26 protein-coding genes are annotated in these 25,828 nt (G+C 66.4%); 9 read left to right on the plus strand and 17 right to left on the minus strand.

From position 1 onward, the window contains the following. Positions 1-198: 198 nt before the first annotated feature. From CLV29_RS15590 to aroQ, 4 genes are all read left to right on the plus strand, one after another. The gene (locus tag CLV29_RS15590; protein ID WP_166649320.1) at positions 199-1,302 is read left to right on the plus strand and encodes an IS30 family transposase; all 1,104 of its coding nucleotides are present in this window, start codon (positions 199-201) and stop codon (positions 1,300-1,302) included. 92 nt (positions 1,303-1,394) lie between these two features. Continuing rightward, entirely contained in the window at positions 1,395-2,231 is an 837-nt protein-coding gene (locus CLV29_RS15595) for a serine hydrolase (protein WP_133756044.1), read from the plus strand. 100 nt (positions 2,232-2,331) lie between these two features. After that, on the plus strand, positions 2,332-3,894 hold the full coding sequence (locus tag CLV29_RS15600; RefSeq protein ID WP_133756045.1) for a catalase: 1,563 nt from the start codon (positions 2,332-2,334) through the stop codon (positions 3,892-3,894). Between the two features lie 210 nt (positions 3,895-4,104). Then, entirely contained in the window at positions 4,105-4,557 is a 453-nt protein-coding gene (gene aroQ, locus CLV29_RS15605; RefSeq protein WP_133756046.1) for a type II 3-dehydroquinate dehydratase, read from the plus strand. Between the two features lie 143 nt (positions 4,558-4,700). On the opposite strand, the gene CLV29_RS15610 is transcribed toward aroQ, so the two are convergent. The 4 genes from CLV29_RS15610 to CLV29_RS15625 form a co-directional block, all read right to left on the minus strand. Beyond that, a complete protein-coding gene (locus CLV29_RS15610) occupies positions 4,701-7,055 on the minus strand; it encodes an ATP-binding cassette domain-containing protein (RefSeq protein ID WP_208293003.1) in 2,355 nt (784 codons plus the stop codon). A 179-nt stretch (positions 7,056-7,234) separates the two neighbouring features. After that, positions 7,235-8,101, minus strand: coding sequence for a hypothetical protein (locus CLV29_RS15615; protein ID WP_133756048.1), 867 nt, complete (start codon positions 8,099-8,101; stop codon positions 7,235-7,237). A gap of 139 nt (positions 8,102-8,240) precedes the next feature. Continuing rightward, a complete protein-coding gene (locus tag CLV29_RS15620) occupies positions 8,241-8,837 on the minus strand; it encodes a nucleoside deaminase (protein ID WP_243831985.1) in 597 nt (198 codons plus the stop codon). Between the two features lie 31 nt (positions 8,838-8,868). Further along, positions 8,869-9,378 (minus strand): nitroreductase family deazaflavin-dependent oxidoreductase, encoded by a 510-nt coding sequence (locus CLV29_RS15625; RefSeq protein WP_208293004.1) that lies wholly within the window; start codon positions 9,376-9,378, stop codon positions 8,869-8,871. 100 nt (positions 9,379-9,478) lie between these two features. On the opposite strand from CLV29_RS15625, the gene CLV29_RS15630 reads away from it, so the two are divergent. Beyond that, positions 9,479-10,222 (plus strand): TetR/AcrR family transcriptional regulator, encoded by a 744-nt coding sequence (locus CLV29_RS15630; RefSeq protein ID WP_243831986.1) that lies wholly within the window; start codon positions 9,479-9,481, stop codon positions 10,220-10,222. A 98-nt stretch (positions 10,223-10,320) separates the two neighbouring features. Continuing rightward, positions 10,321-11,115, plus strand: coding sequence for an ion transporter (locus CLV29_RS15635; RefSeq protein WP_133756050.1), 795 nt, complete (start codon positions 10,321-10,323; stop codon positions 11,113-11,115). A gap of 39 nt (positions 11,116-11,154) precedes the next feature. Here the strand turns inward: CLV29_RS15635 and CLV29_RS15640 are convergent, their stop codons facing one another. From CLV29_RS15640 to CLV29_RS15670, 7 genes are read right to left on the minus strand one after another with little or no spacing between them, the layout of a single operon-like run. Beyond that, positions 11,155-12,309 (minus strand): ABC transporter substrate-binding protein, encoded by a 1,155-nt coding sequence (locus CLV29_RS15640; RefSeq protein WP_243831987.1) that lies wholly within the window; start codon positions 12,307-12,309, stop codon positions 11,155-11,157. 27 nt (positions 12,310-12,336) lie between these two features. Continuing rightward, a complete protein-coding gene (locus CLV29_RS15645; protein ID WP_133756051.1) occupies positions 12,337-13,125 on the minus strand; it encodes an ABC transporter permease in 789 nt (262 codons plus the stop codon). Then, the gene (locus CLV29_RS15650) at positions 13,125-13,916 is read right to left on the minus strand and encodes an ABC transporter ATP-binding protein (protein ID WP_133756052.1); all 792 of its coding nucleotides are present in this window, start codon (positions 13,914-13,916) and stop codon (positions 13,125-13,127) included. Before CLV29_RS15650 ends, CLV29_RS15645 begins: the two co-directional genes overlap by 1 nt. Beyond that, the gene (locus CLV29_RS15655; protein WP_133756053.1) at positions 13,913-14,827 is read right to left on the minus strand and encodes an ABC transporter permease; all 915 of its coding nucleotides are present in this window, start codon (positions 14,825-14,827) and stop codon (positions 13,913-13,915) included. Before CLV29_RS15655 ends, CLV29_RS15650 begins: the two co-directional genes overlap by 4 nt. A gap of 38 nt (positions 14,828-14,865) precedes the next feature. Next, complete coding sequence (locus CLV29_RS15660) at positions 14,866-15,882, minus strand: TIGR03842 family LLM class F420-dependent oxidoreductase (protein WP_133756054.1); 1,017 nt, start codon at positions 15,880-15,882, stop codon at positions 14,866-14,868. 14 nt (positions 15,883-15,896) lie between these two features. Next, positions 15,897-17,342, minus strand: coding sequence for a dihydropyrimidinase (hydA, locus tag CLV29_RS15665; RefSeq protein ID WP_208293005.1), 1,446 nt, complete (start codon positions 17,340-17,342; stop codon positions 15,897-15,899). A gap of 10 nt (positions 17,343-17,352) precedes the next feature. Further along, positions 17,353-18,201, minus strand: coding sequence for a nitrilase-related carbon-nitrogen hydrolase (locus CLV29_RS15670; RefSeq protein WP_133756056.1), 849 nt, complete (start codon positions 18,199-18,201; stop codon positions 17,353-17,355). Between the two features lie 120 nt (positions 18,202-18,321). On the opposite strand from CLV29_RS15670, the gene CLV29_RS15675 reads away from it, so the two are divergent. Next, positions 18,322-19,656 (plus strand): aminotransferase class I/II-fold pyridoxal phosphate-dependent enzyme, encoded by a 1,335-nt coding sequence (locus tag CLV29_RS15675; protein ID WP_208293006.1) that lies wholly within the window; start codon positions 18,322-18,324, stop codon positions 19,654-19,656. 147 nt (positions 19,657-19,803) lie between these two features. Here CLV29_RS15675 and CLV29_RS15680 read toward each other — a convergent pair whose 3' ends face one another. Together CLV29_RS15680 and CLV29_RS15685 are read right to left on the minus strand one after the other, a co-directional pair. Further along, positions 19,804-20,232, minus strand: coding sequence for a nucleoside deaminase (locus tag CLV29_RS15680; protein WP_133756129.1), 429 nt, complete (start codon positions 20,230-20,232; stop codon positions 19,804-19,806). Between the two features lie 23 nt (positions 20,233-20,255). Further along, the gene (locus CLV29_RS15685; protein WP_243831988.1) at positions 20,256-21,014 is read right to left on the minus strand and encodes a tRNA adenosine deaminase-associated protein; all 759 of its coding nucleotides are present in this window, start codon (positions 21,012-21,014) and stop codon (positions 20,256-20,258) included. Here CLV29_RS15685 and upp point away from each other — a divergent pair. Then, positions 20,991-21,632, plus strand: coding sequence for a uracil phosphoribosyltransferase (gene upp / locus CLV29_RS15690; RefSeq protein ID WP_133756058.1), 642 nt, complete (start codon positions 20,991-20,993; stop codon positions 21,630-21,632). The genes CLV29_RS15685 and upp overlap by 24 nt on opposite strands. Before the next feature lie 57 nt (positions 21,633-21,689). Here upp and CLV29_RS15695 read toward each other — a convergent pair whose 3' ends face one another. Together CLV29_RS15695 and CLV29_RS15700 are read right to left on the minus strand one after the other, a co-directional pair. Next, the gene (locus tag CLV29_RS15695; RefSeq protein ID WP_133756059.1) at positions 21,690-22,250 is read right to left on the minus strand and encodes a P-loop NTPase family protein; all 561 of its coding nucleotides are present in this window, start codon (positions 22,248-22,250) and stop codon (positions 21,690-21,692) included. Positions 22,251-22,328: 78 nt separating this feature from the next. After that, a complete protein-coding gene (locus tag CLV29_RS15700; protein ID WP_133756060.1) occupies positions 22,329-22,814 on the minus strand; it encodes a MarR family winged helix-turn-helix transcriptional regulator in 486 nt (161 codons plus the stop codon). A 41-nt stretch (positions 22,815-22,855) separates the two neighbouring features. Here CLV29_RS15700 and CLV29_RS15705 point away from each other — a divergent pair, with 41 nt between their 5' ends. Then, the gene (locus CLV29_RS15705) at positions 22,856-23,755 is read left to right on the plus strand and encodes a DMT family transporter (RefSeq protein ID WP_133756061.1); all 900 of its coding nucleotides are present in this window, start codon (positions 22,856-22,858) and stop codon (positions 23,753-23,755) included. 125 nt (positions 23,756-23,880) lie between these two features. Here the strand turns inward: CLV29_RS15705 and CLV29_RS15710 are convergent, their stop codons facing one another. Continuing rightward, the gene (locus CLV29_RS15710) at positions 23,881-24,639 is read right to left on the minus strand and encodes a hypothetical protein (protein WP_133756062.1); all 759 of its coding nucleotides are present in this window, start codon (positions 24,637-24,639) and stop codon (positions 23,881-23,883) included. Positions 24,640-24,705: 66 nt separating this feature from the next. Next, positions 24,706-25,623, minus strand: coding sequence for a 1,4-dihydroxy-2-naphthoyl-CoA synthase (locus tag CLV29_RS15715; RefSeq protein ID WP_133756063.1), 918 nt, complete (start codon positions 25,621-25,623; stop codon positions 24,706-24,708). Between the last annotated feature and the right edge of the window lie 205 nt (positions 25,624-25,828).

Here is a 25,828-nt window from a genome sequence, read left to right on the forward strand (position 1 = left end):
ATACGACTTCCGCTTCTTCGACGCCATAACAGACATCCTCTCCGGCAGACCCGCAGGCCCGCCAACAAGGTGTCCGTCAAACAGGGTCAACCCCAACACCTCGAGTGGTGGGAGTGTGTTGTGGGTTTTCGTGATGGGCCGTTGTTTTTCGAGATGGGATCGTCGTTGCGGTTGGCGGCGTTTTGGGATGCTCGGGCGATGGGACAGTCGTTGGAGGTGATCGCTGCCGATCTTGGTGTGGGTGAGGGGACTCTGCGGCGGTATCTGGTCAGGTCGGGGGGTGTGCGGCCGAGGATCGTTGCTGATTCGAGGGCGCGGTTGTCTTTGGAGGAACGGTTCCGGATCAAGGAGCTGTTGGTCGAGAAACGGTCAGTGCGTTCGATCGCTGCGGTGTTGGGGCCGGCGCCGTCGACGATCTCGCGTGAGATCAGACGCGGCAGTGTGTCGGGCTATCGCAGCGAGTACCGGCCGATGCGTGCGCAACGACTGGCCTGGGAGGGGCGACGGCGGCCGAAGACGTTGAAGATTCCGTCGGAGCCGCGGTTGTTGACAGCGGTGAAGGCCGGGCTGGCCGAGCGGTTGTCGCCCGAACAGATCGTGGGACGATTACGGCGAGATTTCCCCGACGATCCGGCGATGAGTGTGAGTCACGAGACGATCTATCGAACCCTCTATCTGCAGGCCCGTGGCGGTCTGAAACGTGACCTGCAAACGAGCACTCGGACCGGACGCACGATCCGGCAACCGCAACGGCGTGCTGGTCACCGCCGATCCCAGATCAAGGACATGGTCTCGATCTGGGACCGACCGGTCGAAGCGCTGGACCGCACCGTGCCCGGCCATTGGGAGGGTGACTTGATCGTGGGCAAGCACGGCGAATCAGCGATCGGCACGATCGTGGAACGACACTCGAACTTCTTGATCCTGATCCACCTCGACCCGGCCAAGGAGAACCGGGTCATCGCGACCCGTGACGGGCTGATCGCCAAGTTGGCCGGCCTACCCACCACGCTGAAACGATCCCTGACCTGGGACCAGGGCCGAGAGATGGCCCAGCATCGACACATCAGCGACATGACCGGAATCGACATCTACTTCGCCGACCCCCGCTCACCATGGCAACGCGCGAGCAACGAGAACACCAACGGGCTACTGCGCCAGTACTTCCCCAAACGCACCGACCTGTCGATCCACTCCCAAACCGACCTCGACCACGTCGCCGACCAGATGAACCGACGCCCCCGCAAACGACTCGAGTTCGCCACCCCCTACGAAGTACTCTCCCAATACCTGTTGCACTGACCCATTGAATCCGCCGCACGAATGGCGACCATAAGTGACGACAGGACCGGTGGGCCGCGATCACCACCGAAGCAGCCCGCTAGATTCGGCGGATGCTGGACTCCTTGCTCGCCGACCCGCTGCTCGAGGACCTGTCGTGGAGCATCATGATCGTCCCACCGTCCGGGACGCCGCTGCTCCACGACCCCGACCGGCTGCTGCGTACCGCCAGTGTCGGCAAACTCTTCCTGCTGACCCGGACCGCAGAGTTGATCACCGAGGGCTCGCTCGATCCGGCCGAAGAACTCTCCCGGTCCACGGTCGAACCGGTGGCCGACTCCGGGCTGTGGCAGCATCTGCGCACCGACACCCTGCCGATCGCCGACATCGCGACCCTGATCGGCGCGGCCAGTGACAACTGGGCCACCAACGTCCTGCTGCGGCGGGTGGGGCTGGACTCGGTGCAGCGGCTGGCCGCGACACTGTGCGACGGCGGTTCCCAACTCTGGGACGCGGTACGGGATCATCGTGGCCCCGACCAGCCCGAGACCCTCAGCACGGGCTGCGCCCGGGACTTCGTGACACTGCTCGCTGCCGCCCACCACGGCAGCTTGGTCAACCGCCGGGTGAGCCAGCTGCTGCTGGACTGGCTCGCCCCCTCCTTCGACCTGTCGATGGTCGCTTCGGCCTTCGACCTGGACCCGCTCGCCCACGTACCCTCGGGCGCCGCGCTGGCGGCCCGGAACAAGACCGGCACCGATGACGGGGTACGTGCCGATGTCGGACTGCTGAGCGGACCGGCCGGATCGCTGACCTATGCGGTGGTCTGCAACTTCTCCGATCCGTCCGCGCTCGGGGCGGTGATGGCCACCATGCGAGAACTCGGTGAGCTGGCTGTCCGCAGCGTCTCGACCTCCCCTAAGACTGGAACAGTTCCAGACTCGGTCTAGACTGGGTCCCACAGGACCGGCCTACCCCCACCGCCTGTGCGGCCGAGGCGCCGCGATCGACCGTGGCGGAGGCCGGCACACGAGGAGAGGACCCCATCCCATGCCGACCAACGATTCCCAGCCCGGCACCGAGAACTTCGGCGTCACCACCAATGACTTCGGCGCGCCGGCCGGAAGCGACGAGCATTCGCTGACCGTCGGTCCGAACGGACCGATCCTGCTGCAGGACCACTACCTGATCGAGAAGCTCGCACACTTCAACCGTGAGCGGGTGCCCGAGCGCGTGGTGCACGCGAAGGGATCCGGCGCCTTCGGCACCTTCACCGTCACCAATGACGTCTCCGAATGGACCAAGGCCGCGCTCTTCCAGCCAGGCGCACAGACCGAGATGCTGGCCCGCTTCTCCACCGTTGCCGGTGAGCAGGGAAGCCCCGACACCTGGCGCGACCCGCGCGGCTTCGCGCTGAAGTTCTACACCACCGAGGGCAATTACGACCTCGTCGGCAACAACACCCCGGTGTTCTTCGTCCGCGACACGATCCAGTTCCCCGACTTCATCCACTCCCAGAAGCGCCGTCCCGACAACGGGTTGCGGGACAACAACATGCAGTGGGACTTCTGGACCCAGGTACCGGCCTCGGCCCACCAGGTGACCTGGCTGATGGGTGACCGCGGGATCCCGAAGACCTGGCGGAACATGGACGGGTTCGGCTCGCACACGTACCAGTGGATCAACGCCAAGGGTGAGAAGTTCTGGATCAAGTACCACTTCAAGACCGACCAGGGCATCGAGTTCTTCACCCAGGCAGATGCCGACGAGATGGCCGGAATCGACGGTGACTTCCACCGCCGTGACCTGTCCGAGGCGATCGAACGCGGTGACTTCCCGAGCTGGACGCTGAAGATCCAGATCATGCCTTACGACGATGCGCGCGAGTACCGCTTCAACCCGTTCGACCTGACCAAGGTCTGGTCGCAGCAGGACTACCCGCTGATCGAGGTCGGCAAGATGGAGCTGAACCGCAACCCCGAGGACTTCTTCACCGAGATCGAGCAGGCCGCGTTCGCCCCGTCGACCCTGGTCCCGGGTATCGGCCTGTCGCCGGACAAGATGCTGCTCGGGCGGGTGTTCTCCTATGCCGACACCCACCGTTACCGGATCGGCCCGAACTACGCCGAGCTGCCGGTGAACAAGCCGCGCGCGGCGAAGGTGACCAACTACAGCCAGGCCGGGCCGATGCGCTACACCAACTACCCCAAGGGGCAGATGCCGTACGCACCGAATCACTACGGCGGCCCGCATGCCGACCCGTCGCTGGTCACCGAGACCGACTCCTGGACCACGGACAGCGAGTTCGTCCGGCAGGCCTACACCCTGCGCGCCGAGGACGACGACTACGGTCAGGCCGGCACCCTGGTCCGGGAGGTACTGGACGATGCTGCCCGCGACCGGCTGGTCGGCAACATCTCCGGTCACCTGCTGGCCGGTGTCACCGAGCCGATCCTGGAGCGTGCCTTCCAGTACTGGAAGAACGTCGACATCGACCTCGGGACCCGGGTGGAGACCGTGGTACGCGAGTCGCTGGCCAAGGGCGCTCGCGACACCGCCGGCAACTCCTCCCCCGGCACCTCGGTCGACGAGGAGCAGCTCAGCGAGGCCTGAGCACGCCCCACCTGATCGACCGGTCGCTGCGGGTCGGACCTTCGAGGTCCGGCCCGCAGCGCGTTTCGTCTACACGGCGCTGATCCGGCGCGAGCCGGTCGGGGGTGGCGGTAGGGTCGGGCCAGCCGGTCGGCACCGATCCGTACCCGCCGGCCCCGAACGAAGTGTCGTCGCCCCGAACGACGCCACGCCCGAGAGACGAAGGACACCATGAGCGCTCCCGCCCGGATCCTGGTCCTGAACGGTCCGAACCTGAACCTGCTCGGTACCCGGCAGCCCGAGGTCTACGGCGCGGCCGGACTGGCCGAGGTCGAGCAGTTGGTCCGCACCAGGGCAGCCGAACTCGGGGTGGAGGTGGACTTCCACCAGTCCAACCACGAGGGAGAGCTGGTCGACCGGGTACAGGCCGAACGCGGTCGGGCCGCCGGAGTGGTGGTCAATGCCGGCGCCTACACCCACACCTCGATCGCCCTCCGGGACGCCTTCCTGGCCGCCGAACTGCCGTTGGTGGAGGTGCACATCAGCAATGTGCACGCCCGCGAGGAGTTCCGGCAGCGCTCCTACCTGGCCGACATCGCGGTCGCTGTGATCACCGGCGCCGGGATCCTGGGCTACCGCTTCGGCCTGGAGGTACTGGCAGAACGGCTCGCCGCACAGTCCTGACGCCGAGCACGGGGCCGACGCGAACACCGTGCGCCCGAGCCGTGGCGAATCATCACGCCCACACCCGCGGCGATCTGCCGGCGCTCCTCGGTTTCGGTCACGCCCAGACCACCACCCGGTTCGGTGCCGCCAGCCGGGGCCGATCAACTCAGGTAGGCGGCCAGGTGTTCGCCGGTGAGTGTGGAGGCATTGGCGACCAGTTGTTCGGGCGTACCTTCGAAGACGATCCGCCCACCGTCATGTCCGGCGCCAGGGCCGAGGTCGATGATCCAGTCCGCATGGGCCATCACAGCCTGATGGTGCTCGATCACGATCACCGTCTTCCCCGACTCCACGAGCTGGTCGAGCAGCCCGAGGAGTTGTTGCACATCGGCCAGGTGCAGACCGGTGGTGGGTTCGTCGAGGACGTAGATCTCGCCGGGCTCGCCCATCTGGATCGCAAGCTTCAGCCGCTGCCGTTCACCACCGGACAGGGTGGTCAGCGGCTGGCCGATGGTCAGGTAGCCGAGGCCGACATCGACCATCCGCTGCAGGATCCTGTGTGCCGCCGGCACCTTGGCCTCACCGGAGGCGAAGAACTCCTCGGCCCGGGCCACCGAAAGCTCGAGCACCTCGGCGATGTTCAGTCCGCCCAGGGTGTAGTCCAGTACCGATGCCTGGAACCGTCTGCCCTCGCAGACCTCGCACGGGCTGCTGACCGTGGCCATCATCCCCAGGTCGGTGTAGATCACCCCGGCGCCGTTGCAGGTCGGGCAAGCACCTTCGGAGTTGGCCGAGAAGAGTGCGGGTTTGACCTTGTTCGCCTTGGCGAAGGCCTTCCGGATCGGCTCGGACAGACCGGTGTAGGTCGCCGGATTGCTGCGTCGGGAACCCTTGATCGGGGACTGGTCGACCGTCACCACGTCCTCGCGGTGGGAGACCGATCCGTGGATCAGTGAGCTCTTCCCCGATCCGGCGACACCGGTGATGACGCTCAACACGCCCAGGGGGATGTCGACGTCGACCGATTGCAGGTTGTGCTGCTCGGCCCCGCGTACCTCCAACGTGCCGGTGGGGCTACGCACCCCGGCCTTCAGTTGCACCCGGTCGTCGAGGTGGCGGCCGGTCAGGGTGTCGCTGGACCGCAACCCCTCGACGGTGCCCTCGAAACAGATCGTGCCGCCCTCGCTACCGGCACCCGGCCCGAGGTCGACGACATGATCGGCGATGGCGATCGTCTCCGGTTTGTGTTCGACCACCAGCACCGTGTTGCCCTTGTCCCGCAGCTGCAACAGCAAGGTGTTCATCCGGTCGATGTCGTGGGGATGCAGTCCGACGGTCGGCTCGTCGAAGACATAGGTGACATCGGTCAGTGACGAGCCGAGGTGGCGGATCATCTTCGTCCGTTGCGCCTCGCCACCGGACAAGGTGCCGGCGGGCCGGTCCAGACTCAGGTAGCCCAGACCGATCTCGGTGAAGGACTGCAAGGTCGCATGCAGGTTCTGCAACAAGGGGGCGACGCTCGGCTCTGCCAACCCGGCCACCCAATCGGCGAGTTCGTTGATCTGCAGGCGACAGGCATCGGCAATGCTGATGCCGTTGATCTTGCAGTTCCGGGCGGCTTCGCTGAGCCGCGTACCGTCGCATTCGGGGCAGATACGGAAGATCGCCGCGCGTTCGACGAAGGCTCGCACATGCGACGGCAGCGAGTCGACATCCTTGGAGAAGATCGATTTGTGCAGCCTCGGGATCAAACCCTCGAAGGTGACGTTGACGCCGTCGACCTTGATCTTGGTCGGCTTCTTGTGCAGCAGATCGTCCAGCTCCCGTTTGCTGTAGGACTTGATCGGCTTGTCCGGGTCGAAGAATCCCGAGCCGATGAAGATCCGCCCGTACCAGCCGTCCATGCTGTACCCGGGAATCTTGAACGGGCCCTCGTTGAGTGACTTCTCGGCATCGTAGAGCTCGTCGAGATCGACATCGTTCACCCGGCCACGCCCCTCGCAGGTCGGGCACATGCCACCGGTACGGGTGTAGCTGACCTTCTCGGCCTTGCCGTCACCGACCTTGAGCGCACCGGATCCGCTGACCGACGGGGTGTTGAAGGAGAAGGCCGGCGGCGGTCCGACATAGGGCTGACCGATCCGGCTGAACAGGATCCGCAGCATCGCATTGGCGTCGGTGGCGGTACCGACGGTCGACCTCGGATCCGCACCCATCCGTTCCTGGTCGACGATGATCGCCGTCGTCAGCCCCTCCAGCACGTCGACCTCCGGACGGGCCTGGTTGGGCATGAAGTTCTGCACGAAACTGCTGTAGGTCTCGTTGATCAACCGCTGGGACTCCGCGGCGATGGTGCCGAACACCAGCGAACTCTTGCCCGAGCCGGAGACCCCGGTGAACACGGTGAGTCGCCGTTTGGGGATGTCCAGACTGACCTCGCGCAGATTGTTCTCCCGGGCTCCGATCACCCGGATCAGGTCATGGCTGTCGGCGATGTGGTTCCTGGTCGCGGCCACGGGGCCACCTCTCTGTCGGCTTTGCAGGGATCGTCGACGATCCTGCCATCCGCTGCGGACAGGCGCTGTCCGCCATCGGGTCGGGATTCAGAGCTCCATCCCAGCAGGTTCACCCCAGCAGGTTGACGATGGGTGAAGGCAAGGGGTGAAGGCAAGGGGTGAAGGCAACGGTGTCCGGATCAGAACAGTTCACCGGTGCCGGGCGCGACCACGAACCCGTTCTCCCCGTTCAGGCAGATGATCGTCTCCCCGGCCGACTCCTCCACCACCGTGCAGCCCACTCCGTGCGCGGCGAGCACCTGCCCGTAGGCCAGCGTCTGGGGCTGATCGATGCCCCCGAATGCCAGGTCACCGTAGCTGGCATAGATCGCTTCGTCGCCGCGGCCGACCAGCACCGTGTTCGCCTCGCCGTCAGGGACCGGACCGTCGGCGACCGCATCATCGGGCAACGATCCGTGACAGCCGGCAACTCCCGGGCCCCCGGCCGAATCGGTGACCAGGATTCCGCAGATCCACTCTCCACCCGGGCTGGTGAAGACATAGTCATAGCTGTTGGCGGTGTTGATGGTCGCCGAGTAGCTGCCGAAGTTGGCCCAGTCCCCTGCCGGTACGGGACTGTCGGCCGGCCACAACGAGAGGGTACGGCCGTCCTCGGCAGCACAGGCGGTGAAGGTGTCGTAGATGGTGGCATTGCCCGGACCGTCGGCGGTTCCACAGTGGTAGTCACCGACCTCGACACCGGGGATGTCGTCGCCGTCATCGCCGATCTGCAGGAACTCGGTGATCACCGCGTTCGCCTGATCGCAGTCGACCTCGCCTCCGGTGACCATGATCACCAGTTCGTCATTGCCCGGCATCGGGCCGCAGTCCGGCGCCACCTGGTAGACCGATTCCGGCGTCGGCGAGGGGCTGGGGCTCGGCGTCGGCGACTCCGTCACCGGCGCGGTGACCGCTTCGTCGTCCTCCTCCGGACCGCATCCGCCCACCAGTGCCACCACCGCAAGACCCACGAACATCCGCGCTGCCACCGTCGTCTTCTCCCCCATGCGCCGGAGTCTAGGCAACTCCTGCCTGCCACGCCGCCGGTCGGCAACCAGATGCCGCGCGAGCGGCAGATACCGACGCACTCACCATCACGCTCAGGCCGATCGGATCCGTCCGGCCAATCAGTCCGGGCAGATCAGATCAGGCCAAGGGGATGTCGTTCTCGGCCTTCGATGCCTGGTAGTCGGACGACAATTGGTCATAGGTCTGTCGCAGCGCGCTCACCTGTGCCTGCAGCGGTGCCGCCTGCGCGGGAGGCAGCGCGGCCAGCTCCTCGGTGATCGCATGGGCGCTCCAGTAGGCATTGCTGCGGGCGTACCCACCCGGTGCGACACCGAAGACCTCCTGCAGGATTCGCAGGTCATGCGGAATGGCGAAGCTGTCGCGGGAGTCGGTGTGGCTGAACAGGAACCAGAAGTTGTCGAACCCGGTCCAGGTGATCGCCGACAGGCACAGCGAACACGGCTCATGGGTGGCCAGGAAGAGGCAGTCGGAGGTCGACGGTCGCTCCGAGCGCGGGAGTTCGTAGAACTTCTTCAAGGCGTGCACCTCGCCGTGCCACAGCGGGTTGTCGATCTCGTTGTTGGTCTCGGCGATCACCACCGAGAGGTCGCGCTTGTCCAGGATCGCCGCACCGAACAGTTTGTTGCCCTCGGCCACTCCGGCGGCGGTCAACGGAACGATGTCGTCGTTGATCACCTGCAGCAGGCGAGTGATCAGATCGACCTCGGATGTCACGGCTGGATCCTCTCCCCGATGGAGTTCCAGCCTAGACTCCGGGCACCGGCTCCGGGCCGGTTCCGCGGTGCACACCCTGCCGCCGGACCGTCGAAGATTCCACCAGCGCGAAGACGGGTATCTGCTCGGCATGGGCAGCCAGTTGGGCGGGGTCGGTGGGATCGTCCAGTCCCTCGGGCAGGAAGCGTCCGACCTCCCAGCCCCAGCGGCGCAGGTACGCGGCGATGATCGGTACGCGATCGGCGGCCGGCACCTCGCGAGCCGACAACCGACGAGTCCGACGACCACGGCTGAGCTCCAGTTCACCGGCGGCGCGCAGGTTGCGTACCCATTGACCGTTTCCACGTACCGACACCAGATACTCCGCGCCATGCCAGTGCAGCGGGTTGACCGGAACGGCCCGCGGTTCGCCGCTGTACCGGCCGCGGACGGTCAGATTCTGCGATCCGGCCAGACCCACACCGCGGTCCCCCAACCAGCGGACCACGGTGTTGAATCGGCGGTCGGTCGCACTCGGCGGCCGGTGATGATTGATCTGCATGAGACCTCCCCAGATTAGTGAGCACCGCTCTTGTTATTAGTGTGCACTGCTCTCTACCGAAGGTCAAGAGCAGTGTTCTTCTCTGTGACAGGATGATCCGGTGACCGAGCACCATCGCATCGTCCCCGGCAACCGGGCCGAGAACCGCGCCGCCATGGAGGCCGAGATCCTGCGGCTGGGCCGCGAACATCTCACCTCGGTCGGCGCCTCGGCGCTGTCATTGCGGGCCGTGGCACGCGATCTCGGGGTGGCCTCCTCCGCGGTCTATCGCTATGTCAGCAGCCGGGACGAACTGCTGACCAAGTTGGTGGTGGAGGCCTACAACGATCTCGCCGACGCTGCGGCGCGAGCGATCGCCCCGATCGCGGACCCCGGCGACCGGCTGCGCGCGACAGCACTGGCCATGCGCGCCTGGGCCGTGGCCGACCCGCCCCGGTGGGCCCTGCTCTACGGCAGCCCGGTGATCGGGTACGCCGCCCCGGCCGACCTGACCACCGTGCCGGGCACGCGGGTGATCGCCTTGGTGCTCGCCGAGTTGGCTGCAGCCGGCGATGCCCGACTGCTGCGCCCGGACCTGCAACGGCCACCGGCGGCGATCACGACCGACCTGCAGCGCGCGGCCGAGGAACTGCAGGTCACGACCTCCGCGTCCGTGGTCGCCGCCGGTACGCTGCTCTGGTCGGTGATCATCGGCGGAATCAGCCTGGAGGTCTTCGGCCAGTACGGAGACGAATCCTTCTCCGATCCCGAAGCCTTGTTCGCGCACCAGATCCGGCAGGTGCTGGCATCGATCTTCGTCGACGCCGCCGATTCCGCCACCGGCGGAGAACCGGGCGCCCACTAGCATCGGGCAGATCCCGCCCGGCCAGCAGTGGCCGCCCGGCGGTGAACCAGCCTTTATCGCAACAGACAGCCGTATCGCAGCAGACAGGAAGGTGCCCGATGCTCTCACGCGCCCGAGCCAGGGCGATCGTTGCGTCCAAGGGATTCCAGCTGGCGGTGGTCGGGACGATCTTCGCCAATGCGATCGCCGTCGGTCTGGAGTCCTCCCCGACCATCCTGGAACGTCATGGCACCGCACTGCGGGTGGCCGAGATCCTGATCGTGATCGCGCTCTGCGTCGAGCTCGGCCTCCGCCTGTGGGCCGAGGGCAAGCGCTTCTTCCGCAGCGGCTGGAACTGGTTCGACCTGCTGATCGTCCTGGTGGCCCTGATCCCGGCCGTCAGCCATCTCCGGGTGCTGCGCGTGCTGCGGGTGCTGCAATTGGCCCGGTTGGTCTCGATCCTGCCCAGTCTGCGCCGGATCGTCTCGGCGATGATGTCGGCGGTACCGAGCATCTTCACCGTGATCATGATGCTGGGCGTCGCGCTCTACAGCGGCGCGGTGATCGGCACCCATCTGTTCTCCGATGTCGATGAGTACTTCGGCAGTCTTGGCCGGTCGATGTTCACCATGTTCGAGATCATGACCATCGAGGCCTGGCCCGATGTCGCCGCAGCGGTGATGGACAAGCACCCGGCCGGCTGGATCTTCTTCGTCATCTATCTGGTGATCGTCGGCTTCATCATGCTCAATCTGCTGATCGGTGTGATCGTCTCGGCGATGGAGACCGAGGTGAACCGGGAGCGTCTGGAAGCCGACCAGGAGCTGGAACGGATCCAGTACGAGGCGATCATGGCCAAGCTGGAACGGATCGAACGCCGGCTCGGCCCCGAGGGCAGCGACAAGGGGACGTGACCGCCGGTCACGTCCCCTCGTATCGCGTTCAGTCCTGGATCAGTTGCCGCCCTCGGTGAGGGTCACCTCGATCGGCGTGAAGGACTCCCCGGTCAGATCCAGATCGGGTTGCTCCTCGGCCAGCTCATCCAGTGCCCGCTGCATGTACTCGGTGGTGTAGGCGGTCTCCGGCGGCGCGGTGGTGATGATCTGTTCACCGTTCTCGTTGGTCGTCCGCAACGCCAGATCGACCGTCCGGTCCCATGCCTCGGGATCCATCATGCCGATCCCGTTCGGCGACGGCCAGATCAGCTTGTTGATCTCGTTCACCATCCACTTCTCATGGGTGAGCGGCCAGCTCGACCCCTCCTCGATCACCACATCGGCCATCTCCTCGGGATTCTGTGCCGCATAGGCCCACCCCTGGGCGACCGCCTTCAGGAAGGAGACCGTGGTCTCCTGGTAGGCGGGGTCGGACTCCAGCCGCCCGGCATCGGCCCAGATCGCATCCTGCAGCATCGCGCCGCCGGTGTCTTCCTCGTAGCTGATCACGTTGAAGTCCTCCGGGGTGTACAGCGCACCGGTGTCGGGATTCACCGTCTCCAGCAATTGGGCGTACTCGTTGTACGTCATCGCCTGGGCCGCATCGATGTCACCTTGCAGAAAGGCGTTCATGTTGAAGTCCTGGGTGATGATCTCCACCGAGTTGGAATCGAGGCCTTCCTCGGCCATGGCGGCGAAGATCTCCCACTCGTTGCCGAATCCCCAGCTGCCGATCCGCTTGCCCTCGAAGTCGGCGACGCTGGTGATCCCGCTGTCGGCCATCGAGACCTGCAGCGTGCCCGAGGTCTGCAGGATCTGGGCGATGTTGGTGATGTTGGCACCGGACTCAATCGACCCGAGCACCTTCGGCACCCAGGCGATGGCGTAGTCGGCCTCACCGTTCACCAGTGCATCCTGCGGCACGATGTCACCACCGGAGGGGACGATCTCGACATCCAGGCCCTGCTCCTCGAAGAAGCCCTGCTCGAGTGCTGCGTAGTACCCGGCGAACTGTCCCTGCGGCAACCACTGCAGTTGCAGGGTGACCTCGGTCAGCTCACCGCCCCCGTCACCCCCCGGTTCGGACCCTCCGTCGGAGGAACAGGCGGTGAGCGCGAGTGCTGCACTCGCGGCCACCAGGCCGGCCGCAATGCGGCGCATCGGTGTGGTCATGGATCTCCCCTTCATTGATGATCACCGTCAATGGCTGCTTGCCGACGGACGCCCCCCGCGGGCTGTTGCCCACCGCTCCATTGCGGCGGTGACGAGAAAGAACACCAGTCCGAGCAGGATCGCCACGGCCACATAGGCCCAGGCGCGTGCGTACTGACTGGAAGCCGAGGCGGTGGTGATGAAACTGCCGATACCGCCTCGCGGGCCGCCGAAGTACTCCGCGACCAGTGCCGAGATGACCGCCAGGGAACTGGCGATCCGGACCCCGGTGAAGATGAACGGTACGGCCGCCGGCAGGGTCAGCACTCGCAGCGTCTGCCAGGTGCTGGCGGCATAGGCCCGCAGCAGTTCCCGGTGCACCGGCCGGGTCTGCCGCAGACCACGCAGGGTGTTGACGAAGACCGGGGTGAACGCGGCCAGACCGGCGATCATCTGCCGGCCGGTCTCGGCGTCGGCACCGAACATGGTGTTCAGCACCGGCGCCAGGGCGACGATCGGTACGACCGCGAGCGCGGCGACCACCGGTGCGGCCATCGCATCGATCGGTTTCGCCATCGACGCGGCCAGGGCGAGCACCACCCCGATCACGGTGCCGCCGACCAGACCGACCAGGGCATTCCAGCCGGTCACCTTGGCGGCGGCGAACAACTCCGGGGCGAAGGCGACGAACTCCCCCGCGATCGCTCCCGGGCTGGGCAACAGGTAGTCGTCGACCACTCCGGAACCGGCCAACGCCTGCCACAGGCCGAGCGCAATCACCCCCAGGGCGACCGGCGCGATCACCCGGGTGGCCGGCGCTTCGGCGATGCTGGCCATCAGTGTGCCGCTCCTGCGTGCAGCGCCTCACGTACCGCGGTCACCATGGCAAAGTACGGGGCACTCTGGCGCAGTTCCTCGTCGCGGGCAGCGCCGTCGAACTCCATGGTCACGATCTCCTGGATCCTGCCCGGTCGTGGCGACATCACGACCACCCGGTCGGAGAGGAAGGCCGCCTCGGGGATCGAGTGGGTGACGAAGACGACCGCCGCCTCGGTCTCCTTGGTGATCCGTACCAGTTCGGACTGCAACCGCTCGCGGGTCATCTCGTCCAGCGCACCGTACGGTTCGTCCATCAGCAGCAGTTTCGGCCGCTCGGCCAGCGAGCGGGCGATCGCGACCCGCTGCTGCATACCGCCGGAGAGCTGGTCGGGATAGTGCTTGGCGAAGTCGGGCAGACCTACCAGTTCCAGCAGTTCCTTCGCCCGGGCGGTCCTCGCCGCCTTGCCGACCCCGTGCAGTTCCAACGGCAGTTCGATGTTGGCCAGGACGGTCCGCCAGGGCAGTAGCCCCGCCTGCTGGAACGCGATGCCGTAGTCTTGGTCGAGTCGTGCCTGCCGGGCGAACTTGCCGAACACCCGGACCGCTCCGGTGGTCGGTTGTTCCAGATCGGCGATCACCCGCAGCAGGGTGGACTTGCCACATCCGGAGGGGCCGATCAAGGAGACGAACTCACCGGCCGCGATCGTCAGCTCGATCCCCTGCAGGGCGACCACTTCACCCGAACCGGTGGCGAACCGCTTGTCCACCGCATCGACGGCGACAGCCGGTTCCCTGGACTCAGCACTCATGCATTGACCTCCGCGCGTCGATAGTTCTTCAAGATCATTCCGAGGATGCCGACCGAGCCGGCGGCGATCAGGCCCAGCAGGACCGCACCGATGATCGGCGCCCAGGCCTTCTCCGGGTCACCGGATGCCTGACCGGCGAAGGTCACCAGCATCCGGCCGATCCCGCCCTGCATACCGGTGGATACCTCGGCAACCACCGCGCCGACGACGGCATTCGCTGCGGCCAGTCGCAGCGCCGGCAGTAGGTAGGGCACCGCGGCCGGCAAGCGCAATCTGATCAAGGTCTTCGACCATCCGGCGGCATAGCTGCGGAACAGCTCGTTGTGGATGGCATCGGGGGAGTTCAAACCGCGCAGGGCACCGATGGCGATCGGGAAGAACGCCAGGTAGGAGGCAATCACCGCCACCGACATCCAATCGGCCCACTCGAAGTCACCGATCTCGATCTGTGAGCCCCAGGTTTTGACCAAAGGAGCGAAGGCGATCAGCGGTACGGTCTGGCTCAGCACGACCCAGGGCAGGACGGCGGCCTCGGCGAGCTTCCAGCGCTGCATCAGCAGGGCCAGTGCCATGCCGATGACCAACCCGACCAGCCAGCCGACCGCCGCGATCCCAAGGGTGACCGCACAGGCCAGCAACACGTCCAGCCACAACGGCTCCGAGCGGGAGGAACTGGTCGTCCCCTCGCTGATCCGGATGAAGATCTCCCAGATGTGGGGCATCGCCAGGTCGCTGGTACGGGGCAGCACCCGGACGCCGCCGATCACCAACCCGTCCTCGGGTCCGATGGCCTTGTAGCCCTCCCAGAGCAGCCCGAGCAGCAGTACCCCGGCCACACCCCAACCGATCCGCGACCAGTCCGGCCCGCGGCGGCGGGCCCGTACCGCAGGTGCGGTGTCAGCTGCGCTCATACCGCGACCCGATCATGATCACTTCGGACCACCGAAGATCAGGCACGGGCGGTCACCGTCTCCCGCAGTGCCGGGATCACCACCTCACCGTAGACCCGCAGGGTCTCCTCCTTGTTGTCGTGCTGGAGATACCCGGCGAACTGGTCGACTCCCAACGCCTTCAGCGCCTGCAGCTTCTCGATGTGCTGTTCGGCGGTGCCCAGCAGGCAGAACCGGTCGACGATCTCGTCCGGCACGAAGTCGACATGATCGTTCCCGGCGCGACCGTGGGTGTTGTAGTCGTACCCGGTCCGGCCGGCGATGTAGTCGGTCAGGGCCTGCGGCACCGAGCCCTGGTCGCCGTACTTAGCGACGATGTCGGCGACATGGTTGCCGACCATTCCGCCGAACCAGCGGCTCTGGTCCCGCATGTGCTGCAGGTCGTCACCGATGTACATCGGTGCGGCGACGCAGATCTTCACCGTCGACGGATCGCGTCCGGCATCGGCGGCTGCGGTACGGACGGTGTTGATCATCCATTCGGCGATGTCCAGATCGGCCAGCTGCAGGATGAACCCGTCCCCGACCTCACCGGCCAGTTGCAACGCCCGCGGACCGTAGGCGGCCACCCAGACATCCAACTGGCTGCCGCTCGACCAGGGGAACTGCAAGGTGGCGCCGTTGTACTCCACCGCCCGGGAGTTCGCCAGCTCCCGGATCACATGGATCGATTCCCGCAGCGCCTTCAAGGTGGTCGGCCTGCCACCGGTCACCCGTACCGCGCTGTCGCCGCGACCGATGCCGCAGATCGTCCGGTTGCCGTACATCTCGTTCAGCGTGGCGTAGAGGCTGGCGGTGACGGTCCAGTCCCGGGTGGCCGGGTTGGTGACGAACGGCCCCACCTTGATCTTGCGGGTCTCGGCCAGGATCGCCGAGTAAAGCACATAGGGCTCCTGCCACAGCAGATGGGAGTCGAAGGTCCAGGCATGACTGAAACCGTGCTGTTCGGCCAACTTGGCCAAGGCGACGGTCCGGCTGGCCGGAGGGTCGGGTTGCAGTACTGCGCCGAATTCCATGATCGGTTCCTGTCTCAGTTGAGGTACTGGCTGAGGCCACGCTTGATGTACTGCCCGTGTCCCTTGGTGCCGATGTAGTTGCCACCGTCGACGACCACCTTGCCGCGGGACAGCACGGTGTCCACCCGTCCGTCGATCTCGAATCCCTCCCAGGCCGAGTAGTCCATGTTCATGTGATGGCTGCGGCCGGTGGGATTGCCGTCGGCATCGACCGGCAGCCCGATCGAGGTGTGCCCGTTGGGGTCGTAGATCACCACATCGCCGTCGGCACCGGGGGCGATCACGCCCTTCTTGCCGTACATGCCGAACATCCGCGCCGGGGTGGTGGAGGTGATCTCCACCCACCGCTCCAGCGTCAGCTGACCGTTGACGACACCTTGGTACATCAGGTCCATCCGGTGCTCGACGCTGCCGATGCCGTTCGGGATCTTGGAGAAGTCACCGATCCCCAGCTCCTTCTGCTCCTTCATGCAGAACGGACAGTGGTCGGTGGAGACCATCTGGATGTCATTGGTCCGCAGGCTCTGCCACATGTGGTCCTGATGACCCTCGGCCCGCGAGCGCAGCGGCGTCGAGCAGACCCATTTGGCTCCCTCGAAACCGGGCGCACCGAGCTGTTCTTCCAAGGAGAGGTACAGGTACTGCGGGCAGGTCTCACCGAAGATGTTCAGGCCCTTGTCCCGGGCTGTGGCGATCTGGTCGACCGCCTGTTTGGCGCTGACATGCACCACGTAGAGCGGCGCACCGGTCAGGTCGGCGATCATGATCGCGCGGTGGGTGGCCTCCTCCTCGGCCTGCCACGGCCGGGTGATCCCGTGGTAGTAGGGGCCGGTGTTGCCGGCGGCGATCGCCTGCTGCACCAGGACGTCGATCATGGCGCCGTTCTCAGCGTGCATCATCATCATGGCGCCGTTCTCGGCACCCTTCTGGAAGGCCCGCAGGATCTGTCCGTCGTCGGAGAGGAAGACCCCCTTGTAGGCCATGAACAGCTTGAAGCTGGTGACGCCCTCGGTGATCAACTCATCCATCGCCTTCAGCGACTCGTCGCCGACATCGGAGAGGATCTGATGGAAGCCGTAGTCGATCGCGCAGTTCCCACCGGCCTTCTCCTGCCACAGGTGGTACTGGTCGAGCGGACGCTGGTCGGGGTACTGGACGACGAAGTCGACGATGCTGGTCGTACCGCCGATCGCCGCTGCCGTGGTCCCGGTCTCGAAGGTGTCGGAGGCGAAGCTGCCCCCGAAGGGCATCTCCATGTGGGTGTGGGCATCGATCCCACCGGGGATCACGTACTTGCCGGTGGCATCGATCACCTGGTCGACATCGGCGGCCAGATCCGTACCCAGCAGGACACTGCCCGGCGCCAGTACGGCAACGATCTTCTCACCGTCGATCAGGACATCGGCAGCGGTCCTGCCGGTCGCGCTGACCACGGTTCCGTTCTTGATCAGGATGGTCATCAGAATCTCCTCACGGGGCGACGATGTCGCCGTAGCTGTCGGGACGACGATCGCGGTAGAACTGCCAGTCGTCGCGCATCTCCTGCACCAGTCCGAGATCGAGATCGCGGATCAGCAACTCCTCGGATTCACCCGAACCGCGCTCGCCGACGAAATTGCCTCGCGGGTCGATCACCTGGCTGGTGCCGTAGAAGTTCACCGCCTCGTCCCCGTACTCGTTGTCCTCCAGGCCGACCCGGTTGGGTTGCAGCACGAAGTAGCCGTTCGCCACCGCTGCGGCCGGCCCCTCGATCTCCCACAGCCGGTTGGAGAGGCCGGGTTTGGTGGCGTTGGGGTTGAAGACCATGTGGGCGTCGTTGAGCCCGAGTTCACGCCATCCCTCGGGGAAGTGGCGGTCGTAGCAGATGTAGGTGCCGACCCGGCCGACCGCGGTCTCGAACACCGGGTAGCCCAGGTTTCCGGGGCGGAAGTAGAACTTCTCCCAGAACTTGTCCACATGCGGGATGTGGTGTTTGCGGTACTTGCCCAGGATCGTGCCGTCGGCGTCGACGATCACATTGGTGTTGTAGTAGACGCCGGTCTGCTCCTCCTCGTAGATCGGGAGGATGGTGACCATCGACAGTTCCTTGGCCAGGGCGGCGAAGCGCTGCACGATCGGGCCGTCGGCCGGCTCGGCGTAGCGGTAGTACTTCTTGTCCTGGGTGATCCCGAAGTAGGGACCATAGAAAAGCTCCTGGAAGCAGATCACCTGCGCACCCTGGGCGGCGGCATCGCGCATGAACTGCTCATGCCGGTCCAGCATCGACTCCTTGTCACCGGTCCAGGTGGTCTGGGTGATTGCTGCCCTGACTACGGTCATCGTGGCCCTCCCCGGCAGTACAGCGCTTCCAACGAAACGTCACTGCCTCGTCCTGTAAGTTTTGTTATGTTCACCGTTGAACATTTCGCCGTTGTTTCATCAGATCACACGGAGGTAAATGTGCGCCAGACGGTGGCGGAAAGAATCTCCGACCGTTCTCCCCACGGCATCGCCGCGGGTATCGCCTCCTTGATCAACTCCGGGGAACTGGCTCCCGGCGAGCGCCTGCCGACGGTTCGCGAACTCGCCCTCGACCTCGGTGTCAGCCCGGCCACGGTCAGCGCGGCCTGGCAGCGACTGTCGGGGCTGGGCCTGATCATCTCCCGGGGACGCAGCGGGAGTTTCGTCCGGGCGACCAATCGGCAGTGGATGCCGCCTCGCTTCCGGCCACTGGCCCGCCAGTCCGATGCCACCCGGCTGGACCTGTCGACCGGTACGCCGGACGCGCAGCTGTTGCCACCGCTGGACCATGCACTGTCCCGGATCTCACCGGGTGCGGCCACCAGCAGCTACCTCGACCGGCCGGTGATCGACGAGCTGGACCAATTGTTGCGCAAGCAGTGGCCGTACCCGGTCGAGTCCCTGACCGTCGTCGACGGAGCCCTGGACGGCATCTCCCGGGCACTGGACTCGATCCTGCGCTTCGGTGACGGGGTGATCGCCGAGGATCCCGGTTTCCCGCCGGTGTTCGACCTGCTCGACCACCTGGGCGGCGTCCGGCTCCCGGTCGGCCTGGATCACGAGGGGATCGTCGTCGATGATCTTGCCCATGCGTTGAACCATCACCCTCGGGTGCTGGTGCTGCAGCCGCGTGCGCAGAACCCGACCGGTATCAGCATGAGCCACCGGCGCGCCGAACAACTCGCCCGGGTGATCGGTGGGCACCCGAACGGGGAGGAGCTGATCATCATCGAAGATGATCACTCCGGGTCCATCTCCAGCTCCCCGTTGATCAGTCTCGCCGAGTGGCTGCCGCAGCAGGTGCTGCATCTGCGCAGCTTCTCCAAGTCCCACGGACCCGACCTGCGCATCGCCGCCCTGGCCGGGCCGCCGCGGCTGGTCGATCCGATCGTCTCCCGCCGGATCCTCGGCCCGGGCTGGACGTCGCGGATGATCCAGCAGTTGCTGTACGAACTGCTGAGCCGGGCCGAGTCGATCACCCAGGTTGCCCGAGCCCGGCGCGAGTACCGGAACCGGCAGCAGAACCTGGTCAGCACGCTGCAGCATGCGGGGGTGCCGATCAATCGTCCCGGTGACGGGTTGAACCTGTGGCTGCCGGTCGGCAACGAACGCAGTGCGGTGGTGCAACTCGCCGCCAGCGGGATCAAGGTGGCGGCCGGCAGCGCCTTCCAGGCCGAGGCCGGTGAACCCGGTGAGTTCATCCGGATCAGCCTCGGCCAGTTGCGCGGTGACGTGTCCGAGATCGGCGGCCTGATCGCCGATGCCGTCCGTTGAGGTGAGCGAAATCTGCCACTCGATCGCGAATTCGGCACCGGAGCGGCAGATCGGGCGATCGAGTGGAGGATCTCGCTCAGAAGCGGGCCCAGACCCCGTCGAATCAGACCCCGTCGAATCAGCCCCCTCGATTCAGACCCCGTCGAATCAGACCCCGCCGAAGAAGTCCCGCAGCAACTGTCCGCACTCTGCTGCCCGCACCCCGCCGACCACCTCCGGGCGATGGTTCAGCCGCGGATCGCGGACCACATCGAACAGGGAGGCGATGGCCCCCGCCTTCGGGTCGTAGGCGCCGAAGACGATCCGGTCGAGCCGGGCCAGCACCGATGCCCCGGCACACATCGCGCAGGGCTCCAGGGTGACGACCAGGGTGAGTCCGGTGAGTCGCCACTGCCCGACCCGTTCGGCGGCCCGCCGGATAGCCAGTACCTCGGCATGGGCGGTCGGGTCGCCGGTCAGCTCCCGCTCGTTGCCGGCCCCGGCGACCACCCGCCCCGCTGCGTCGATCACCACCGCCCCGATCGGGACGTCATGGTGAGCCAGCGCCCGTTCGGCATGATCCAACGCCTCGCCCATCGGCGGGTCGAAGCGGGAAGCCATCAGGAGAATTCGTTGTCGACAACCCGCCGGACGACCGGGCCGATGCCGATCCGCTCGGCGATCGCCAGCACCACCTCGACCGAGTCGGCATCGTCCTCGAGCTCGGCCAGCTGGGCCTCCAACTCGAAGTCGCTGATGCCGATGTCGCCGAAGATCCCGAGGTCGCCGATCGGCTCGAAGTCGTCGGAGTCGATGTCGTTCTCGTTCAGGTAGTCGGCGACATCGCGGGCGATCGGCCAATCCTCACTGGCGCCGCCGTCGGACAGGACGGTCTGCACCATCCGGCCGCGTACCCGTACCAGCACGATCAGTTCACCGACCAGGGAGACGAAGCCGATCGCGCCGGCATCACCGGGCAACCGACGCAGCTGGACGATCAACTCCTCCAGATCGTTGGCGAGTTCCAGGTCCAGCGCCCGGGCGACCGGCATGCCGTCCTCGCGATAGGCGGCGACCACCAGATCGATCTCGTCGGCGGTCGCGTCCTCGGGCTCGTCGAAGGCGTCGTCATCGAGATCTTCGTCGTCGGGATCGATCTCGGGCTCATCGGGGTCCCGAGCACCCGCGTCGTCGGCTGCGCGCCCGAGTTGGAAGGACTCGTAGTCCTCGGAGTCGTAATCGCTCACCAGGGTCTCCCGCTCACCGCCCCATGGTGCCAGATCGACGGCGATACCGGTACGCCGATCCGGGCCGGACCCGCGCATCGACGGCCCGTTTGTGGGAAAGTGCTCGGTGTGGAACTGCGCGTCGTCGATCATCCGCTGGTAACGCACAAGTTGACCGTCCTGCGGGACGAGTCGACCGATTCGGCGACCTTTCGGCAACTGACCGAGGAACTGGTCACCTTGCTGGCCTACGAGGCGACCAGGGAGATCCGGGTCGAGCCGGCGACGGTGCAGACCCCGGTCGCCCCGGCCACCGGGGTACGGCTGTCCGACCCGCGGCCGATGGTGGTGCCTATCCTGCGTGCAGGGCTCGGAATGCTGGAGGGCATGACCAAGCTGATCCCGACCGCCGAGGTCGGTTTCGTCGGCATGGTCCGCAATGAGGAGACGCTGCAGCCGGTCACCTATGCCGAGCGGCTGCCGCACAATCTGGCCGGCCGCCAGTGCATCGTGCTGGACCCGATGCTGGCCACCGGCGGCTCGCTGGCCGGGACCGTGCAGTTCCTGGTCGACCGCGGTGCCGACCACATCACCTGTATCTGCCTGCTGGCCGCCCCCGAGGGCATCGAGCGGCTGAAGGAGCTGCTCGAACCGCTGCAGATCCCGACCACCCTGGTGGTCGCCGCGGTGGACGAGAAGCTGAACGAGAAGGGCTACATCGTGCCCGGCCTCGGCGATGCCGGTGACCGGTTGTACGGCGTCACCGACTGAGGCCGTCCGCGCCCGGCGCCGGCTCCCGTCCTGCGAGTCGCCCGCCGACCAGCCCGGTCAGGGCCTCGCGTGCAGCCGGGCGAGCACCCGTTCCAGATCGGCCGGATGCCGCAGGCGCAGTACCGGTACGCCGTCGGGCGCGGCCTCCCAGGCACGCAGCTGCGCGCGTTTGCGACCGAAGGACTTGAAGTGCCAGATCAGGATCGAGTCCCGCGACAGGATCTGACCGAGGTTTTCGACGTTGCCGTTGCAGACAGGTTCACGGGTGAGCCACCGGCGGGCGGTACGGCGCAGCAACCGCCCGAAACTGAGCCGGCGCGAGTAGTCCAACCCCACCACCACCTGTGCCCGGGGAAGCACCTGATCGCGGAATGTCTGGTAGCTGGAGTCGAAGACCCAGGACGGGGCGGCGGCCAGTTCCGCAGCCAGTGATCGTTGCTCGGCCGGATCGCGATTCACCCAGCCGGGCAGCCAGCCGATCTCGTCGTCGACCAGGTGCACCGGCAGGTCCAGCAGCTCGCCGAGTCGGTGCGCTGCGGCGCTCTTGCCCGATCCGGTCACGCCGTGCAACAGGATTCGCCTTGCCGAGCGAAGATCCTCAGTGGTCGCGGCAGGCATCGGAACACGCTATCGCGCAGGCAGCGATGGCGCAGCCAGCTCTGCGACGTACCACCACCCGCACCGAGAGCGCCGGACTCACAGTCCCTCGTTCTCGGCCCAGTGTCGGAGCAGGGCGGTCAGTTGTTCGACCTCGTCGGCGCTGAGCGAACCGAGCAGCAGGCGCTCGTTCTCCATGTGGGCGGTGAAGGTCTCGTCGATCAGCTCGCGACCGGCGTCGGTGAGGGAGACGGTCCGTCCGCGCTGGTCGGCCTCGGAGACCCGGCGGGTGATCAGCCCGCGCGATTCCAGTCGGTCCAGTCGCTTGCTCATCCCACCTGTGGTCACCACCGTGTTCCGAGCCAGCTCACCGGCAGCCATTGCGTAGGGCACCCCTTCGCGGCGCAGAGTCGCCAGTACGTCGAACTCCCCCTCGGTCAGTCCGTACTCGGCATAGAGGGCGACCAGTTCGACCGTGAGGTGATTGGCGATCCGGTGCAGGCGCCCGATCAGTCCCAAGGGAGCGACATCGACACCCGGCCGTTCCCGCTGCCACTGCTGCTGCACTCGTCCGATGAAATCCACGCTCTGGAGTTTAGCTTCCGTGGAAGCTATCTTTATCTTCCATGGAAGCTAAATTGCGGGACGTCCTCATCACCGCGATCGCACCGATCGCCTGGGGCAGCACCTATGTGGTGACGGCTCAGCTGCTCCCGGCCGATCTGCCACTGTGGGGAGCTGCGCTGCGTGCAGCCCCCGCAGCAGTGTTCCTGCTGCTGCTGTCCCGGCGCCGGCCGCACGGCGCCTGGTGGTGGCGCGCGGCACTGCTCGGGGTGATCAACGTCGTCGCCTTCTTCATCCTGATCTACCTGGCCGCCCATCACCTGCCCAGCAGTGTGGCCTCGGTGATCATGGCCGCCTCACCGCTGGCAATGGTCGGCGCGGCGTGGCTGCTCGCCTCCGAATCACCCAGTGCACGGGTGATCCTGGGGGCTGCCGTGGGGATCATCGGCGTACCCCTGGTCGTCGGCTTCGCCCACGGTGGTGACCTGATCGGACTGTGCGCCTCGATCAGCGCGATGATCATCTCCGCGATCGGTTTCGCGCTCACCAAGCGTTGGAGCGGGCAGGTACGGGTGATCGATGCGACCGCCTGGCAGTTCGCCTTCGGCGGCGCAGCGCTGGTGGTGGTGGCGATCCTCGGCGAAGGTACACCTCCGGTCTTCAGCACCTCAGAACTATTGGGATTCACCTATGTGGCGGTGATCGCCACCGCTGCGGCATTCGTCTGCTGGTTCCACGGGCTCGCCGTGCTGCCCGCCGGTGTGGTCGGTGTGATCGGCCTGCTCAACCCGGTGACCGGGGTGCTGCTGGGTGCCCTGATCGCCGACGAGTCCCTGACCGTCGGCCAACTGGTCGGCATCACCATCGTCGGCATCGGGGTACTGATCGGGCAGCATCGCCCACGGCGGGTCGGCGCCGCGCCTCCCACTGCGAGTACGTGCATTCCCGGAGGCGAGCGATGACCAGTCCCCTTGCGAGTGCAGTGAACAGCCGGCACCCGACCAGACTCCGAGGGCGCGTACCCGCGCGAACGTACCGAGACGGTGCTCCACTGCCGGGTGGCCGGGTCACCTGCGGCACGTCGGCCTCAGGAACCGTCCAGAGCCGACCCGATCGTCACCGGCGAACCACAGGCGGAACAGTCGGCGCTGCCGAAGGCGTACCGAAGCATGGCGGCAACTCCACGACGCCCGTTGACCGTTGCCAGCCTGATCAACTGCGCTTCTCCGGGCCCTTCCGGATCGGCCACCGGATCGACGACCGTCGGTGTTCCCGGACCTTCCCACGGGGCCAGGGTCACCGGTTCGTCCTCCGTCCGCAGGACCAGCAGGCGTCGACAGTTCGGGCAATCGAGCAGTGCCTCACCCTCGCCGAGAACACCGAGGCAACGCGACCACGGCCCCCCGTGCGCGAGGGCCATCCAGGTCTCCAGCCCATAGAGGAAGTCGGCATCGGTAGCGCTCAGCGGCAGGCACTGTTCGGCCAGTTCGGCCAACTCGGCCAGTTCCCGGGCATAGCGCCGCCGTACCTGCGCGGGATCCTCGGGTCCGTCCTCGGCGGCAACGATCGCACCGACCAGTTGCAGCGGCGCGATGTAACCCCGTGGTCGCTGCTGCAGACAGATGTCGGTCAGCGCACCGATCGCGGCGTAGCTGGCACTCGCCACGGTCCCCTGATGACAGAGGTGGCTCCACAGCTCGTCCCAGACCGGCCCGGAGTCGTCGGCTTGTCGTGCCCGGGCCAACAACTCACCACCTTGGAGACGATGACCAATGCCCGGCTGGCCACCGGCATCAGCGCCGCGTTGCCGTACACCGTCTGCAGTTGCGTCCAGTCGATCACCCATCCTCCTCAAGGCATGTGGGCCCCTCAGGGCATGCGGGTCGGTACGCCCACGCCGGCCTGGAACAGGTCAGTAGTAGTAGGGGAAGCGCGACCAGTCCGGATCACGCTTCTCCAGGAAGGCATCGCGACCCTCGACCGCCTCATCGGTCATGTAGGCCAGCCGGGTGGTCTCGCCGGCGAACACCTGCTGACCGATCAGCCCGTCATCGATGGTATTGAAGGAGAACTTCAGCATCCGTTGCGCGGTCGGGCTCTTGGCGCAGATCCGGGCCGCCCACTCCAGGCCGACGGTCTCGAGTTGATCATGGTCGACGACCCGGTTGACCATTCCCATCCGGTGCGCATCCTCGGCATCATGGACATCGCCGAGGAAGAAGATCTCCCGGGCGAACTTCTGTCCCACCTGCCGCGCCAGGTACGCCGAGCCGAATCCGCCGTCGAAGGAGCCGACATCGGCATCGGTCTGTTTGAACTTCGCGTGCTCGCGGGAAGCCAGGGTGAGATCGGCCACCACGTGCAGGCTGTGCCCGCCTCCGGCGGCCCATCCGTTCACCAGGGCGATCACCGGTTTCGGCATGAACCGGATCAACCGCTGCACCTCCAGGATGTGCAATCGGCCCAGCTTGCCCGGGTCGACGCTCTCGGCGGTCTCCCCCTCGGCGTACTGGTAGCCCGCCCGGCCACGGATTCGCTGGTCGCCGCCGGAGCAGAAGGCCCAGCCGCCGTCCTTCGGCGACGGCCCGTTGCCGGTCAGCAGCACACACCCGATGTCGGAGCTCATCCGTGCATGGTCGAGCGCCCGGTAGAGCTCGTCGACGGTGCCGGGGCGGAACGCGTTGCGTACCTCCGGCCGGTCGAAGGCGATCCGCACCGCCGGGACGTCGATCGCCCGGTGGTAGGTGATGTCGGTGAAGTCGAATCCCTCGACGGGTTTCCAGACCGCGGTGTCGAGGTTCGAGCGGGAATTGGCTGCTGCGTCGTTCACCCCGCACACGCTAGTCGCCGCCCGCTCCCGGAAAACGACGGCCCACGCTGCCGCGCCCGCCCCGGACACCCTGATCGGCGCGGTGACGCCCCCGCGGCGCGGCGGCGAGCCGTCGAAATCCCACCAGTGGTGTCGCGACCCGGGACGCGAACGACCGCGCAAGGCCTCCCCTCTCCGCCGAGTTCCCCGACGAGTCCGCCGAGTT

This window comes from Naumannella halotolerans, assembly GCF_004364645.1.
Taxonomy (GTDB): Bacteria; Actinomycetota; Actinomycetes; order Propionibacteriales; family Propionibacteriaceae; genus Naumannella; species Naumannella halotolerans.